Source organism: Candidatus Competibacteraceae bacterium, assembly GCA_016699715.1.
GTDB lineage: Bacteria > Pseudomonadota > Gammaproteobacteria > Competibacterales > Competibacteraceae > Competibacter.
On the sequence record CP065007.1, the window covers coordinates 1,231,110 to 1,245,965 of the forward strand.

Annotated in this window: 14 protein-coding genes; 8 read left to right on the forward strand and 6 right to left on the reverse strand. The window is 60.8% G+C overall.

What is annotated here, in order from left to right:
• Positions 1-65: 65 nt before the first annotated feature.
• Positions 66-1,091, reverse strand: a complete 1,026-nt coding sequence (locus IPM89_05570; GenBank protein ID QQS55276.1) for an amino acid ABC transporter substrate-binding protein — start codon at positions 1,089-1,091, stop codon at positions 66-68.
• Between the two features lie 289 nt (positions 1,092-1,380).
• Here IPM89_05570 and IPM89_05575 point away from each other — a divergent pair, with 289 nt between their 5' ends.
• From IPM89_05575 to IPM89_05600, 6 genes are read left to right on the forward strand one after another with little or no spacing between them, the layout of a single operon-like run.
• Positions 1,381-1,584 carry a DUF2256 domain-containing protein gene (locus tag IPM89_05575; protein ID QQS55277.1) on the forward strand — a complete coding sequence of 68 codons (204 nt, stop codon included), beginning with the start codon at positions 1,381-1,383 and terminating at the stop codon, positions 1,582-1,584.
• A complete protein-coding gene (locus tag IPM89_05580) occupies positions 1,581-2,588 on the forward strand; it encodes a glycosyltransferase (protein QQS55278.1) in 1,008 nt (335 codons plus the stop codon). The genes IPM89_05575 and IPM89_05580 overlap by 4 nt, the downstream gene beginning before the upstream one ends.
• 16 nt (positions 2,589-2,604) lie before the next feature.
• A complete protein-coding gene (locus tag IPM89_05585) occupies positions 2,605-3,759 on the forward strand; it encodes a phosphoribosyltransferase domain-containing protein (GenBank protein QQS55279.1) in 1,155 nt (384 codons plus the stop codon).
• Positions 3,744-4,484, forward strand: coding sequence for a hypothetical protein (locus tag IPM89_05590; GenBank protein QQS55280.1), 741 nt, complete (start codon positions 3,744-3,746; stop codon positions 4,482-4,484). The genes IPM89_05585 and IPM89_05590 overlap by 16 nt, the downstream gene beginning before the upstream one ends.
• Positions 4,481-5,563 (forward strand): hypothetical protein, encoded by a 1,083-nt coding sequence (locus IPM89_05595; protein ID QQS55281.1) that lies wholly within the window; start codon positions 4,481-4,483, stop codon positions 5,561-5,563. Before IPM89_05590 ends, IPM89_05595 begins: the two co-directional genes overlap by 4 nt.
• Positions 5,560-6,510 (forward strand): HpcH/HpaI aldolase/citrate lyase family protein, encoded by a 951-nt coding sequence (locus IPM89_05600; protein QQS55282.1) that lies wholly within the window; start codon positions 5,560-5,562, stop codon positions 6,508-6,510. The genes IPM89_05595 and IPM89_05600 overlap by 4 nt, the downstream gene beginning before the upstream one ends.
• Before the next feature lie 46 nt (positions 6,511-6,556).
• Here the strand turns inward: IPM89_05600 and IPM89_05605 are convergent, their stop codons facing one another.
• Genes IPM89_05605 through IPM89_05615 form a run of 3 tightly spaced genes read right to left on the reverse strand, consistent with a single transcriptional unit; the run spans position 6,557 to position 10,162 of the window.
• Positions 6,557-7,549, reverse strand: a complete 993-nt coding sequence (locus tag IPM89_05605; protein QQS55283.1) for a ParA family protein — start codon at positions 7,547-7,549, stop codon at positions 6,557-6,559.
• Positions 7,546-8,730, reverse strand: coding sequence for a putative DNA binding domain-containing protein (locus IPM89_05610; protein QQS55284.1), 1,185 nt, complete (start codon positions 8,728-8,730; stop codon positions 7,546-7,548). Before IPM89_05610 ends, IPM89_05605 begins: the two co-directional genes overlap by 4 nt.
• 28 nt (positions 8,731-8,758) lie before the next feature.
• On the reverse strand, positions 8,759-10,162 hold the full coding sequence (locus IPM89_05615) for an FAD-binding oxidoreductase (protein ID QQS55285.1): 1,404 nt from the start codon (positions 10,160-10,162) through the stop codon (positions 8,759-8,761).
• A 108-nt stretch (positions 10,163-10,270) separates the two neighbouring features.
• Between IPM89_05615 and serA the strand changes: the two genes are divergently transcribed.
• Both serA and IPM89_05625 read left to right on the forward strand, forming a co-directional pair.
• Entirely contained in the window at positions 10,271-11,509 is a 1,239-nt protein-coding gene (gene serA, locus IPM89_05620; GenBank protein ID QQS55286.1) for a phosphoglycerate dehydrogenase, read from the forward strand.
• A 43-nt stretch (positions 11,510-11,552) separates the two neighbouring features.
• Positions 11,553-12,092, forward strand: coding sequence for a DUF2058 family protein (locus IPM89_05625; GenBank protein ID QQS55287.1), 540 nt, complete (start codon positions 11,553-11,555; stop codon positions 12,090-12,092).
• A gap of 125 nt (positions 12,093-12,217) precedes the next feature.
• Here IPM89_05625 and IPM89_05630 read toward each other — a convergent pair whose 3' ends face one another.
• Together IPM89_05630 and glgX are read right to left on the reverse strand one after the other, a co-directional pair.
• Positions 12,218-12,595, reverse strand: coding sequence for a DUF1992 domain-containing protein (locus tag IPM89_05630; protein QQS55288.1), 378 nt, complete (start codon positions 12,593-12,595; stop codon positions 12,218-12,220).
• Positions 12,596-12,616: 21 nt separating this feature from the next.
• Positions 12,617-14,758 (reverse strand): glycogen debranching protein GlgX, encoded by a 2,142-nt coding sequence (glgX, locus tag IPM89_05635; GenBank protein QQS55289.1) that lies wholly within the window; start codon positions 14,756-14,758, stop codon positions 12,617-12,619.
• Positions 14,759-14,856 lie beyond the last annotated feature (98 nt).

The following is a 14,856-nucleotide window of genomic DNA, read 5'->3' on the forward strand; positions in this document are numbered from 1 at the left end:
GTGATGGCGGGGAGAAGGAGGGGCGGATGTCGTGCTCCGCGCCTCCTTGACTTCCTGTTGACCGCTTACCTGACCGGCGGCGCGTACTGCAAGCCGCCCTGGGTCCATAGCGCGTTCAGGCCGCGTTCGATCTCCAGAGCGCTGCCCTTGCCGACGTTGCGGTCGAAGATTTCACCGTAGTTGCCGACCTGTTTAACCACCACCGCCATCCAGTCGTTGGCCAGGCCGAAGTCCTTGCCCTTGTCGCCCTCGACACCCAGCATCCGCTTCACATCCGGGTTGGTGGATTTCTTCATGTCCTCGACGTTCTTGGAGTTGATGCCGAGTTCCTCGGCGTCGACCATGATGAACAGCGTCCACTTGACGATATCGAACCACTCGTCGTCGCCGTGGCGGACCACTGGACCCAGCGGCTCCTTGGAGATAACTTCCGGCAGCACGACATAATCGCCCGGCTTGGCCAGTTTGATGCGCTGGGCGTAGAGTTGCGACTGGTCGGAGGTGAGTACGTCGCAGCGGCCGGCTTCCAGCGCCTTGGCGCTCTCGTCGGACTTGTCGTAGGTGATCGGGGTGTACTTCATTTTGTTGGTGCGGAAATAGTCGCTCAGATTGAGTTCCGTGGTGGTGCCGGCCTGCACGCACACGGTGGCGCCGTCCAATTCCTTGGCGCTTTTGACGCCGAGTTTTTTATTGACCAGAAAGCCCTGACCGTCGTAGTAGGTCACGCCGGTAAAATTCAGCCCCAAAGCGGAATCACGGCTGGAGGTCCAGGTGGAATTGCGTGACAGCACATCGATCTCGCCCGTCTGCAAGGCGGTAAATCGTTCCTTGGCGGTCAGCGGGGTGAATTTGACCTTGGTGGAATCGCCGAATACCGCGGCGGCGACGGCGTGGCACAGGTCTACGTCGATGCCGCTGAATTTGCCTTTTTCGTCGGCGTAGGAGAAGCCGGGCAGGCCATCGCTGACGCCGCATTTGATATAGCCACGTTCCTTGACGGCGTTGAGGGTCGTACCGGCCCGCGCGCCATTGGCGACGGCCAGCAGCAGTACGGTGATGACGAGATTGGCGCTGAGAGTTCGCCCGTTCATGGATGCCTCCTGGGTATGGGTGGGACGGAAACCGTTGTTGGGGTATTAACCCGATATTGACAAGGGTAGTAGAACCACGATGAATCCTGTAGTGGGGGAGGAAGGCATCACGCCTGTTTTTGCAGAATACGTGCCGTTATCGTGTTTCTGTCGTTGCAAAGAGGTGGCGGGGATACTGTTTGCTGTTATAGAGTCATGAAAAGAGCTGCTGCGACGCTTTGGAGGGTGGCGCTCCGTCGCCAGGCCGCGGAAGCGGAGGATTGCTGATTGTGAGAGGGTATAGAGAGCCATGCGCGGTGTGAAAAAATCGCATCTGCTCGAGAAAAATTGCACCGTTCGCGGGCGGCCGCTGGTTTGGCGGCGCAAGTGGGCGTTCTGCTGGATCGAGGTCAGGCATCGCGGTGAACAATGCCGCCACCGGCCCTTCGGCAGTCGCCCGGTCGGGGACAGTGCTCGGCGCGCAATGACAGTCGAACCGGCGGTGGCGCTGTGACAGCAGCGGGGCGGCGGACCGCCGGAACGCCCGCCCGTATCCTGTTGCTCGGCAAGCGCGGTAGCCTGGTGTTGTGGTTGGAAAACCTGTATCACGCCTGCGCCCGGCTGGATTATCCCGCGCAGGTTTTCGCCATCAACGGTAATACCCCGCTGCTGGGTTTATGGAGCAAGTGGCGGGAATATACCGCGATGGACTCGGACTGGATGCTGGCCCGTTTTGAGCGCGTTCTGGCGCGTTTCCGCCCTGAACTGGTGCTGGTGGCCGGCGTGTTCGGGGTACCGCTGGACTATTACCGGCTGCTGTACGCCCAAGCACGGCGTCCCGTGATTGCCGGTCTGGTGGGTGACCGCTTTCCCGCGACCGGGAGCCGGGCGCGCGCCGATCACTGCGACCGATTGTATTATACCGACACCCGGTTTTTCAGGGATGCCGAGGCCGCCGGTTTTACCACCGGAGGCCGCTACCTGCCGCTGGCGGCCGACCCGGAACTGTTTCGTCCGGCCCGCGTCACGCGTCAGCCCGAGGTGTTGTTCGTGGCCAGTCGCACCGCGTTCCGAGAGACCGTGGTGCGCGGTCTGGAGGCGCCCGCCCGGATCGTCGGCACCGACTGGAGCGATCTGGCGCAGGAAGGCTTTCATCGAGTGCGCAACCGCAAGATCGGCCGTACCCGCTTGGTGCGGCTTTACCAGCGGCATGTGGCGGTATTGAACGCGCGCAACGAGGCCAATGTCGAGCACGGCCTCAACCAGCGCAGCTTCGAGCCGCCGGCCTGCGGCGCGGTGGTGCTGAACGACGATCTGGTCGATTTGCCGCGCTGTTTCGAGCCCGGACGGGAGATCCTGGTTTATCGTAACGCCGATGAATTAAACGCCCTGATCGCCCGGTTGCGGCGCGAGCCGGCATTCGCCAATCGCGTGGCGGCGGCGGGCCGGCGGCGGGTGCTGGCCGAGCATACCTACGTACATCGGATTACCACCATACTGAACGATTTGGGCTTGTGAGCGTGGAGACGACGGTTTGACTGGCAGAACCCTGACGGCGCCGATTCAAGCCGGGCGGCTGACCCTAACCATCCGGCGCGAGGAGCGGCCCGTGGAGCACTGCCTGACCTACGCCACCCGCCAGAACCCCCGACGCTTGTATCTGTTCGTCAGCAAAGTGCTGGGCAAGCACTGGCCGGTTCGGCCCAGCGTCATGCGCGACACCCATGTCCGGCTGGCGGCCAGGATCGCGGCTTTGCCGGGGCCGTTGCTGGTGATGGGGATGGCGGAAACCGCGACCGCCCTGGGGCGTGGGGTCGCGGAGGAAGCGGCGGCGCGGGCGGGGCGCGACGATGTCTTGTATCTGCAAACCACCCGTTGCCGCTTGTCGCGTCCGCTGGCGTTCGCTTTCGACGAATGCCACAGTCATGCCCCGGATCATGCGGTCTATCTGCCCGATCCGGAGTTGCAGCCGCTGTTTCGGGCGGCGCGGAGCCTGGTGCTGGTGGACGATGAAATTTCCACGGGCCGCACCTTGGTGGAGCTGGCGCGCGCCTATCTGCGATTTAACCCGCGACTCGAACAGATCGCGCTGGTCAGCATCGCTAATTGGCTGGATGAGGGTCGGCAACGGGAGTTGGCGCTGTTGCTGGGGCGACCGGTGTGCTTCCCAGCGTTGGTCGAGGGGGATTTCCGGTTCGAACCGGACCCCGACTTTCCCCCGCCGGCGTTGCCGGTGGTCGACGCAGTCGCGGATCGCGCGCATGACGGCATCGCGGCAGACCCGGCGTGTACCGGCGTGCTCGCCGGTCGCTGGCGCTCGGCGGTTGAATCGGCTTTTCCCGAGGTGGTGAGCCGAGAGAATCCATCGGAGCGTCCGCTGGCGGTCATCGGCACCGGCGAGTATGCCTATACGCCGTTTCGCCTCGCGCTGGCGCTGGAAGAAGCGGGATACGATGTGCGCTTTCAGTCCACCACCCGCTCGCCGATCATGGTGGGCGACGCCATCGCCAGCCGCCGCGAATTTCCCGACCACCATGGCGACGGTATCCCCAACTATCTCTATAACCTCGATGCGGACCGCTTGCCGGTCATCATCTACGAACATGCCGCCATGCCGGCCGCGCATGTGCTGCCCGGCCTGCTGGGTGGTTTGGCTTTCGCCGTGGAGGAGTCATGCCGCGCATCGTGATCTTTCTCGATCTCGACGACACGATTTTGCAGACCGCGCCGAAATGCCCGCCCACCGAACCGGTGGAGCCGGCGGCGGTGGACCGGGCGGGACAGGTGCTGTCGTTCATGACCCGTGCCCAACAACGGCTGCTGGCGTTTTGGCTGGAGCGGGGCACGGTAATTCCGGTCACGGGACGCACCGATGAGGCACTGGCACGGGTGATGCTGAAGTTCGAGTCCTGGCGCATCACTCATCATGGCGCCGTGATCCGTCAGCCCGACGGTCGCTTGCCGGCTTGGTGGTACACCGAGATTCGGCCGTTGCTGGTGGCGGCGCAACCGCTACTTCGGGAGTGTACCGCCTGCTTGGAGCAGGGTGCGACGGCGGGTGGTTATCGAGTGCGCGGCCACTCGGTCGATGAATGGCTGAGCTATATTTCCGTCAAGGCCAACGCCGACGACGCCGCGCTGGCCGGGGTGCGGGCGCGACTGGTCGCCGCCGGTTTGCCGGAGGAACTGGCGTTGCATCACAACGGCAACAATCTGGCGGTTACCGTCCGGGGCGCACAGAAGCACGATGCCGTGCGGCGGGTGGGGATGGAGCTGGAACGGGATGGACCCATCGTCACCATCGGCGCCGGCGACAGTCTCACCGACATTCCGTTTCTGCGCGGTTGCGATTTCGCGCTGGTGCCCAGGGACAGCCAGATTCAGATGGAGACCTGGCGCGAGTACGCGCCATGATCCCCTTTTCCGGCAGCTACCGGCCCGAAGACACCGTGTTTCTGCTGAAGCCGCTGCGATTGGAGATGGTGGATGTGAAAGCCAAGGAGCGGCTGATTCAGTCCGGCGCGCGCCACTACAGCGAAATGCTGTCCCCCGAGCGGGCGCCCAGCCCGCGCTATCTGGCGCTGTTCGAAGTATTGATCGACCGCTACGCGCCGCGACTGGCGGCGGAGATCCTGACGCTGGCGCGCTATCTGGCCGAGACCCGGCCCCGGCAGGTAACGGTAGTGTCGCTGGCCCGCGCCGGTACGCCGGTGGGCGCATTGCTGGCGCGCGCCCTGCGCTGGTTGGGGCGGACGGACGTTCGCCACTACTCGATTTCGATCATCCGCGATCGGGGGATCGACGAAAATGCCTTGGCGTTCATCTTGCGAAACGCCGGGCGTGAGTCGGCCGGACTGGCGTTTGTGGACGGCTGGACCGCCAAGGGGGTGATCGGCGAGGAGTTGCGCCAGGCGCTGAAGCGCTGGAATGCCCACCAGCCTGAACCGTTGGAGGAAGCATTGCATGTCGTGTCCGATATCGGCGGCGTCGCCGACGTGGCGGCGACCTACGACGATTACGCCATTCCCAGCGGGATCTTGAATGCCACCGTGTCGGGGTTGACCAGCCGTTCGATTCTCAATGCCGCCATCGGCCCGGACGATTTTCACGGCTGCGTGTTCTACCAGGAGTTCGAGCCGCACGACCGGTCCGGCTGGTTTCTCGACCGGGTGGCCGGCTATTTCGCCGCCGCCGAACCGCTTCCATTACGCCCCGATCCGGGAGAGCGGCGGGAGCGGCATCGAGCGATGACGGGTTTTCTGACTCGATTGCACGCCCGCTACCGCGTCAGAGATCGCAACTTCGTTAAGCCGGGCGTGGCCGAGGCCACTCGGGTATTGCTGCGCCGCTTGCCGGGCCTGCTGCTGTTGCGTGCCACCGATCATCCCGATGTCGAGCATCTACGATTGCTGGCGGAGGAGAAACAGGTGCCCGTCGTTATCGATCCGGCCATGCCCATCCAGGCCACCGCTCTGATCGAGGATTTGTCATGAGGGTCATTCCCTTCGATGCTCGCGCCTTGCAACCTGGAGGGCATGCTCACGTCGAGCCCGTGTCCTTGCTGTCGGCGGCGCTGCTGGGCGCCACGCTGTACGTGCCCGCCAGCCGGCCGGATTTAGCGGCTATCGCCCGCGACCGCCAGCGGTCCGGGGCGCGGGCGCTGATTTTTTGCACCGAGGATGCGGTGCATGAACGGGATTTGGAGCGGGCGCTGGCCCAATTGGCGGCGCTGCTGCCGCAACTGGACCCCGGGCCGCCGCTGAAGTTTATCCGCCCACGCAATCCGGCGGTGTTGCGGCGACTGTTGCGGATGGAGGGCATTGAGCGGGTACAAGGCTTCGCGTTGCCCAAGTTCGATCCGCATACGCTGGGGGATTGGCTGAAGGTTTGGGATGACCGGCTTGGTCATTATCTAATGCCGATTCTGGAGACCGCCGCGGTTTTCGACCGTCGCCGGATGGAACTGCTGCGTGACCGGTTGGAGGAGAACGGCCTGCGCGATCATGTCCCGTGTTTGCGCATCGGTGGCAATGATCTGCTGAATCTGCTCGGCATCCGCCGGGCGCGCGGCGCGACGGTGTACGACACACCGCTGCGCGGGGTGATCGCCGATCTGGCGTGCGTCTTTCATCCGGCCAGCTACCGGCTCAGCGCGCCGGTGTTCGATTATCTGGATACGCCGGAGGTGCTGGTGCGCGAGGTGGAAGCCGATTTGCAGCATGGCTTGATCGGCAAGACCGCGATTCATCCCACGCAGATTCCAGTGATCGAGGGTTGCTATCGAGTGCCGCGCGAGGACTACGAGACGGCGGCGGCGCTGGTGGCGCCGGATGTGGCGGCGGTATTCAGGATGCACGATTCATTCTGCGAGCCCGCCACGCATCGGCGCTGGGCGATGGGGGTGCTGGAGCGGGCGCGGGTGTTTGGGGTGGCGGGGTAGGGATTGAAGAGGATGGGTCTGTGTTTTCGAGCCGAGCGATTGAACGTTACCCGCTCATGGCGATGCCAGCACTCCGCGCAATTCGCCGGGCAAGGTTCTGGAAATCTTGGTAGCACTTCTTTACGGCATCGACGTGAGCGCCGATGGCGCCGTCGGCGGGTTTGAGAAAAAACATAGGCTTGCGAACCTCCATGGCGAGTGGCATCAGGCTGCGATAATGCTTGAGCAATGCCAGGGAGTAGGGGTCTTGGTCGACTTGAGGAGTCCTGGAAGCCGGTTTTTCATTCAGGACGGCGGTGCGATAGATCGATGGAATTCGCTCCATCCAGCGTTGGTAAGCTTTAACCGGTCTCGAATCGCGGATGCCATGTTGCATGACGATATATCCAGCTGGTTGCATGGCTCCCTTAGGCATTGGCAGATCGGAAGGTGCTTTAGCGAGTAATTCGGCCCAGATGGCGCGCCAGTCGCGCAAGGTTGGACCCAGGTTTTTAAGTCCTTGCAGGGAAAATAGATCGGGAGCGAGAGGAAGACAAACCTGATCGGAAGCAATCAGCGCCGAACGGTTGATCGCGCCGAGATTGGGGCCAACGTCGATCAACGCTATTTCCGCTCCCCATTTTGTGGCCGATTCGATAAGGCGATGAAACGCCGTCATGATCCGAAAAGCGGACTCGTCGCGATTATGGCAACGAGGCCAGGCATCGGACAGCTTATCCTCAAAGCGAGAGAGACCCAGGTCACCCGGTACGACTCCCAAGGAAGGATTGATTTTCTCCACATGAGGTTTGGCAATATCACCAATGCCGCGAAGGATAGGGCGTATGGCCCCATACACCGTTTGTGGATGCTCATCGTCGTCAGGCCACAATTCTTCCAGACGCTCCTCGTCCAAAAACATTGCGGTTAAGTTAGCTTGCGGGTCAAGATCAACGGCCAGTGTGGGAATGCCGTGGTCGGCGAACATCCAAGCGAGATGATAAACCAGCGAGGTTTTTCCAACCCCTCCCTTGTTGTTGAAGAAAGCGATGGTTTTCATTCCAGTCTCCGGTAAATTTTGACTAGAACGGAGTGCTCGTCGAATTCAAATTGTGCGGGTGGATTGCCGTTGGCTTTAAGCAGTGATTGTGCCCGTTGCACGCCGTAACCGAAGCGGTTGACAAACCCCAGTGTTTTCATGGCTTCCGCAATGATAGGATTGCGATAGCTGTTGCGTGTAGGAAAATTTTCGCGAGTGGCTTCTCCATAAAGACCGCCAGGACTCATGATTTCGATATGATCGTCGAACACGTAAAAGCGGATAGATGTATTGCTATCGTAATTACGGTGCATGACCGCATTCATCAATAGCTCGCGCAGTGCCCATTCAGGATAATCGGGGAGTAGTTTTTCCCGAAATCCAGCAGCCGGTCTGAGGCTGGTTTGAATCAGCGCCTTGATCCGAAGCTCCAATTCACGCAGCACGGATTGTAAGTCACCCGATATTTCCGCTTGATCTTCGGGGACATCAGTCAGATCGATGTTTGGCAATTTCAGGTATTGGACGTAGGTGCCAGGTAGAAAGTAACGGGGGTTTTTACCAAATAGCAGGATGCCGGCATGAGTTGGGCAATTTCGCTCTGGGTTGAAGAAATGCAGCGAGCCAAGTTGTTGCTCGATTGATCGTTGATTGGCGGCAATGGTTTCCGAATCAATCGCTTCATGGCGATAAGCTTCGAATTGTCCCAGTGCTAAATCTTCAATAGTGCTTTCCGGGCACGGACGGGCGTCGAAAGAGCGCGCCAGCGCGACACGCCGCTCGGTCAGAATGCGTTCTTCTTGTTCGTTGGCAATACCTTTACGTGGTCCAATTCGAATCCACACCCGCCCCTTATAGCGAACGGGCGGTAGATCGGACGGCAAAACCTCTACCACCGCCACATCACCATCGGCGAAGGTGAAAGGGGTGACGTTCATCACCGGCTGTGGCAGTACGTTGCCGTCGGAACGGATGGCACCAAGATTTTTCAGTAGCTCGTCGGTGACTTTAAGCCCAGAGCGCTGACCGTCATCTCTTACGCCAATCAACAGATAACCCGGTTGACGATGGCCGGGTAGATCATTGGCGAAAGCACAGATGGCTTCACCAAATTTATCGGTATCCTTCGTCGAACTGGTTCGCTCGACATGATCCAGTTCGAGATCGGAAAGCAGAACGGAAAGCTGATCGTGCGTCAGCATGGGGATCGAAATCTCCGCTTCATCTTCATCAATCGAATATCTTTCCCGGATTCATGATGCCGTTCGGATCGAAGGCCTGCTTGATCGCCCGCAGGTAGCCGATCTCGGTTTCATCCCGGGTGTAGTGCAGGTACGGCTTCTTGGTCAGGCCGACGCCGTGTTCGGCCGAGATGCTGCCGCCATGACGGCGCAGTACTTCAAATAGATGCTCGCTCACCGCACCGCATTTTTGCGCGAAAGCGCTCGAATCCAGGTCCGCCGGCTTGAGGATGTTGACGTGCAGGTTACCGTCGCCGATGTGGCCATACCACAGCATCTCGAAATCCGGGTATTCCCGCGCCAGCAGTGCATCGATTTCCGCCAGCAGCGCCGGTACCCGCGAAATCCGTACCGCGATGTCGTTTTTGTAGGGTTGATGCGCCGAAATCGACTCGCTGATGTCCTCGCGCAACCGCCACAGTTCCCTGGCCTGACTCTCGCTCTGGCTGATCGCACCGTCTGCCAGCCAACCCTGTTCGGCGCAGTGTTCGAACAGCGCCAGCGCCTGGTCGGTGTGCGAGCCTTCCGGGTTCTCGAATTCGACCAGCACGTAGTAAGGGGTTTCGGCGTCGAATGGGCGCTGCGGGCCTTTTTTCAGTACGTGACGCAACGCCAGTTCCGAGAAGAATTCGAAGGCGCTCAGTTCCAGTTTGTTGCGAAAGACGTGGTACAGCGACATCACGCTGTCCAGATCCGGTACGCCCAGCACCATGACGCTCGGTTCGCGCGGCGGCCGGGCCAGCTTCAGCGTTGCCTCGACGATGATCCCCAGCGTGCCCTCGCTGCCGACGAACAGGTGCCGCAGGTCATAGCCGCTGGCGTTTTTGATCAAACCGCGGTTGAGATCAAGCAGATCGCCACGGCCGGTGACCACCTTCAAACCGGTCACCCAGTCGCGAGTCAGGCCATAGCGCACCACCTTGATACCACCGGCGTTGGTGGCGATGTTGCCGCCGATCTGGCTGGAGCCGCGCGAGGCGAAATCCACCGGGTAGTACAAACCACGGTCGCGGGCGAAATTTTGCAGCGCTTCGGTGATCACGCCGGCCTGACAGGTCACGCTGCGGTCGGTCGGGTCGAATTCGAGAATCTGGTTCATCCGCTCCATGGAGACCACGATTTCGCCTCGGCGGGCGACCGCCGCGCCGCTCAGACCGGTGCGACCGCCCGACGGCACTAGCGCCAGTCGATGTTCGTTGGCGTAACACACCAGTCGTTGAATCTGCTCGATGCTATCCGGTAGCACCACCGCCAGCGGATTTGGCGTGTATAGACGCGTCCAGTCCCGACCGTAGTTCAAGCAACTATCCGGGTCGGCGCGGACCTGGGCGGGTTCGATGAAGGCGCGGATGCCATCGAGTAGGGCCGCGGCCGGTTCGTTGAGGGTAGGCATGGTCGTCAACAGTTGTCGCCGTGGGAAAAAAGAAGGTAAGGTTACTTATCCATCATGGGTCAGACTTCGTTCAACCGCATTCTATCACCGGTGAAACTCCGTGCAGCCATGAGCAAAACTTCACTCGACAAGAGCAAGATCAAAATTCTGTTGCTGGAAGGCATCCATTCCAGCGCCGTCGAGGCGTTCCAGGCGGACGGCTATAGCAATATCGAAATCCATCCGAAAGCGCTGTCCGAACCGCAGTTGCTGGAATCGATCAGCGACGCCTATTTCGTCGGCATCCGTTCGGCCACTGAGTTAAGCGCCAGCGTCATCGAGCGTGCCCCCCGCCTGATCGGCGTCGGCTGTTTTTGCATCGGCACTAATCAGGTGAGTCTCGATACCGCCCAGGAACGCGGCATCCCGGTGTTCAACGCCCCGTTTTCCAATACCCGCAGCGTGGCCGAGCTGGTGTTGGCGGAAATCATCCTGTTGCTGCGCGGTACTCCCCAGCGCAACGCCATGGCGCATCGCGGTGGCTGGATCAAGACCGCCACCGGTTCCCACGAGGTGCGCGGTAAGTGTCTGGGCATTGTCGGCTACGGCCACATTGGTATCCAGGTTGGGTTGTTGGCCGAAGCGCTGGGCATGCGGGTGGTGTTCCATGACATCGAGACCAAGCTGGCGCTGGGCAACGCCCAAGCGCTGCCCTCGCTGAACGCGCTGCTGGAACTCGCCGATGTCGTGACGCTGCATGTGCCGGAAACTCCGCAGACTTTTCAGATGATCGGGGCCGAACAACTGGCGCGGATGAAGCCGGGCGCCCGCTTGATCAACGCCGCCCGGGGTACGGTGGTGGATATCGATGCGCTGGTGGCGACATTGGAATCCAAACATCTGGCTGGAGCGGCGGTTGACGTGTTTCCGAGGGAACCGAAGGCCAACGACGAGGAATTTATCTCGCCACTGCGCCGTTTCGATAACGTGCTGCTGACCCCGCATGTGGGCGGTAGCACCGAGGAAGCCCAGCAGAATATCGGTCTGGAAGTGGCGAGTAAGTTGATCAAGTACAGCAACAACGGCTCGACCCTCAGTTCGGTCAATTTCCCGGAGGTATCGCTACCCGAGCACCCCGGCAAGCACCGGTTGCTGCACATCCACCGCAATCAGCCGGGCGTGCTGTCGCGGATCAACGCCATTTTTTCCGAGCAGCGTATCAACATCGCCGGCCAGTACCTGCAAACCAACGCCAGGATCGGTTACGTGGTGATCGATCTGGACAGCCACGAACGCGCCGAGACGTTGCATTTGAAGAAACGGCTGGAGGAAGTGGACGGTACGATTCGAAGCCGGATTCTATACTGAACCGGCAAGGCCCATGCAGGCACGGCCATGAGGTCAACAGGCGATGTCGTTGCGAGATGAGTTATTAAAAGCGGGACTGGTTCCTCCTGAGCAGGCTAAAAAGCGGGATTCGGACACGCGCCGGCAGGAGCACCAGCGCAAGAAAAACAGGGCACTGGCAGCCGAAGAGGCGACGCGACGCGAGGAAGCGCGCCAGCGCGCCGAGGCCGAGGCTTTCCGCAAGCGCGAGCAGGACCGGCAGCTAAATCAGAAACGCGAAGCGGAAAGGCAACAACGGGAGCAAGCTGCCCGCGCCCGTCAGTTGATCGATGCTCACCGCTTGAACGAGCCGTCGGCGGAGGCGATCTACAATTTTCAGGATGGCCGCTTTGTCCGCGCCGTCCGGGTCACGCCCGCCCAACGCAAGGCGCTGGCCACGGGCCGTCTGGCCATCGTCCGTGGCGATCGTGGCGAGTTTGATTTTCCGTTGGTGTCACGGGAAACCGCGGATAAGCTGGCGCAATTTACGCCCGAACGCGTACTGCTGCTGTACCCCGAAAGCGATGGCGACGAAGCTGAGGACGAGTGGGGGGATTGGGGTTGAGGCGGCGGAACTGATCCCGGTCTTCCAGTCAATCCGTGGTCGGCCGAGGTAGTTGCGAGTTTGTCTTATGCATGGTTTTTATATCATCTTCTAACTCTTTCGCACGCAAGCAGATCAGCCAGGCGCTACCGGTTCAAGCCCGGCTCAAGCCGCTCCAGCAGTCGTTGTCGGTAGCGATCTTCCAGCAGCAGGTTGATCGGCTGGTGGCGGTTGGCGGCCAGCCGTAGCTGCAATAATTCAAGGCGGACCCGCGCCCGGCTACGTTCGCTCTCCGGTAGTTGTTGCAGCAAATGTTCAGCCTCGCGTAGTTCCTTGCGCAACTGGAGTTCCGGTGGCAGGAAGCCAGCATTTTTCAGGATACGGTAGGCGGCGCGCAACTCCTCTGGAATTGCCGAGTCGTCGTCCAGTTGCAGCGGCCTGCCCTCACCGGGTAGGCCGCTCAGCTCGCCGCGCTCGATGGCCTCGCGAATGCGGGCTTCGGCGATTTGGTCGATGGGGTTCATGCCGCCTCTGGTGAATTCAGCTCAAGCCGCTTCATCCATCATCAAGGCGAACACGGTGATGGTCTGAGGCTCGATCTGAAAATCGTCGCCGGTACCGATCAGGAGATCACCCGCCGCAAGCTGAGGTCGCGAGGTGTCGAGCAGGCAGCGCCAGCCACGAGCGTTGCGAACGTCGGGCATGCGAAACGGAACGACGGCTTTCCCGGCATTGAAGAGGGCGAGCAGGGTATCGTCGGTTTCCGGATAACCGTCCGGTGTGAAGTACTCGCTGGTATCGCCGGCCAGCAACATACCGAAACAACGGGCCTTGGACTCCTGCCAGTGGTAATCACTCATAATGCCGCCGCCGGGGCTGATCCATTCGATGTCGCGCAAGCCCGTGGTTTTCGAGATCTGCAAGCCGTGCAGGAACCGCGGCCGACGCAGCACCGGATGCTCGGAGCGCAGGTGAATCAACCGGCGCACGAAATCCTGAAATTCCAAATCCTCGGCGGGGATGTCGTGCCATTTCAGCCAGTTGATCTCGTTATCCTGGCAGTAGGCGTTGTTGTTGCCGCCCTGAGTGCGCCCGGATTCATCTCCGGCCAGTAGCATGGGCGTGCCCTGAGCCAATAACACGGTGGCCAGCATGTTGCGGCGCAGGCGCAGGCGCAATTGCCGGACGGCCGGGTCGTCGGTGGGTCCTTCGACGCCCTGGTTGTGGCTGAAATTCGAAGGGTGACCATCACGGTTGTTTTCGCCGTTGGCTTCGTTGTGGCGTTCGTTGTAGCTGACCAGGTCAGCCAAGGTGAAGCCGTCGTGGCTGGCGATGTAATTGACCGAAGCCCAAGGCCGCCGGCAGTCGTGATCGAACAGGTCGCTGGATGCCAGCAGGTTGGAGGCCAGTCGCGGCAGCATGTCGTCATCGCCGCACCAGAACCGGCGCGCGGTATCGCGGAAGCGATCGTTCCATTCGGTGGTGCCGGCCGGGAAGCCGCCGAGCTGGTAACCACCGGGGCCGATATCCCAGGGTTCGGCGATGACTTTAACCCGTGATAAGGCCGGATCCTGGCGGATCGCGTCGAAAAAGCCGCCCCAGCGGTCGTAGCCGTATTCTTCCCGACCCAGGGTGACCGCCAGATCGAAGCGGAAACCGTCCACATGCATGTCGTTGACCCAGTAGCGCAGGCTGTCCATGACCATTTGCAGCACTCGTGGATGGATCAGGTTGAGGGTGTTGCCGCAGCCGGTGTCGTTGATGTAGAAGCGGCGATCGTCGGGCATAAGCCGGTAGTAGGAAGCATTGTCGATGCCCCGAAAGCTGAGAGTCGGGCCGAATTCGTTGCCTTCGGCCGTATGGTTGTAGACCACGTCCAGCAGCACTTCGATGCCGGCGTCGTGCAAGCGTTTGACCATGGTCTTGAACTCGGCCAGATCGCCGCCGCTCAGATAGCGCGATTCCGGTGCAAAGAAGCATAATGTGTTGTAGCCCCAATAATTGCGCAAGCCGCGATCAGTGAGAAACCGGTCATCGACAAAGGCATGGACCGGCATCAATTCGACGGCGGTGACACCCAGAGCCTGCAGGTGTTTGATAATTTCGGGGTGAGCCATCCCGGCGAAGGTACCGCGCAGATGGTGGGGTACCCCTTCGTGGCGGATGGTGAAGCCGCGGATGTGGGTTTCGTAGATAACCGTTCGATTCCAGGGGGTTTCGGGAGGACGGTCTCCGTCCCAGTTAAAGCTGGTGTCCACCACCACGCACTTCAGCATGTCGTGGGCGTTGTCACGGGTATCGAAGGATAGATCGGCGTTCGAGTGGCCGACCTGGTAGCCACAGTGCTCGTCGCGCAGGTGCAGCGAACCATAAAACTGCTTGGCATAGGGGTCGAGCAGTAGTTTGTGGTGGTTGAAACGGTGACCGATCTGCGGTTCGTAGGGTCCAAACACCCGGTAGCCATACAAGGTGCCCGGCCACAGCCCAGGCACGTAACCATGCCAGATCTGGTCGGTGTTTTCCGGCAACACCAGTCTTTCGATCTCGCGCTGGCCAGAAGAATCGAACAAGCACAGTTCGACCTTTTCGGCATGAGCGGAAAAGAGCGCGAAATTAACGCCCTTGCCATCCCAAGTTGTGCCGAGCGGATAAGGTTTGCCTGGCCACACACGGGCGCGCGATGACATGGTCGGTTCTCCTGGAGAGGGTTAAGTGTTGTGATGGTAGGAAAATGCACGGATGGACGTTCATCCGCGGCGCTTCGAAAATAGTTTATGACATTTCA

Bases quoted from the DNA above. Each gene is read 5' to 3' on its own strand.
- IPM89_05570 (QQS55276.1), bottom strand. From the start codon at position 1,091: ATGAACGGGCGAACTCTCAGCGCCAATCTCGTCATCACCGTACTGCTG.
- IPM89_05575 (QQS55277.1), top strand. From the start codon at position 1,381: ATGCGCGGTGTGAAAAAATCGCATCTGCTCGAGAAAAATTGCACCGTT.
- IPM89_05590 (QQS55280.1), top strand. From the start codon at position 3,744: ATGCCGCGCATCGTGATCTTTCTCGATCTCGACGACACGATTTTGCAG.
- IPM89_05595 (QQS55281.1), top strand. From the start codon at position 4,481: ATGATCCCCTTTTCCGGCAGCTACCGGCCCGAAGACACCGTGTTTCTG.
- IPM89_05600 (QQS55282.1), top strand. From the start codon at position 5,560: ATGAGGGTCATTCCCTTCGATGCTCGCGCCTTGCAACCTGGAGGGCAT.
- IPM89_05605 (QQS55283.1), bottom strand. From the start codon at position 7,549: ATGAAAACCATCGCTTTCTTCAACAACAAGGGAGGGGTTGGAAAAACC.
- IPM89_05610 (QQS55284.1), bottom strand. From the start codon at position 8,730: ATGCTGACGCACGATCAGCTTTCCGTTCTGCTTTCCGATCTCGAACTG.
- IPM89_05615 (QQS55285.1), bottom strand. From the start codon at position 10,162: ATGCCTACCCTCAACGAACCGGCCGCGGCCCTACTCGATGGCATCCGC.
- serA (QQS55286.1), top strand. From the start codon at position 10,271: ATGAGCAAAACTTCACTCGACAAGAGCAAGATCAAAATTCTGTTGCTG.
- IPM89_05625 (QQS55287.1), top strand. From the start codon at position 11,553: ATGTCGTTGCGAGATGAGTTATTAAAAGCGGGACTGGTTCCTCCTGAG.
- IPM89_05630 (QQS55288.1), bottom strand. From the start codon at position 12,595: ATGAACCCCATCGACCAAATCGCCGAAGCCCGCATTCGCGAGGCCATC.
- glgX (QQS55289.1), bottom strand. From the start codon at position 14,758: ATGTCATCGCGCGCCCGTGTGTGGCCAGGCAAACCTTATCCGCTCGGC.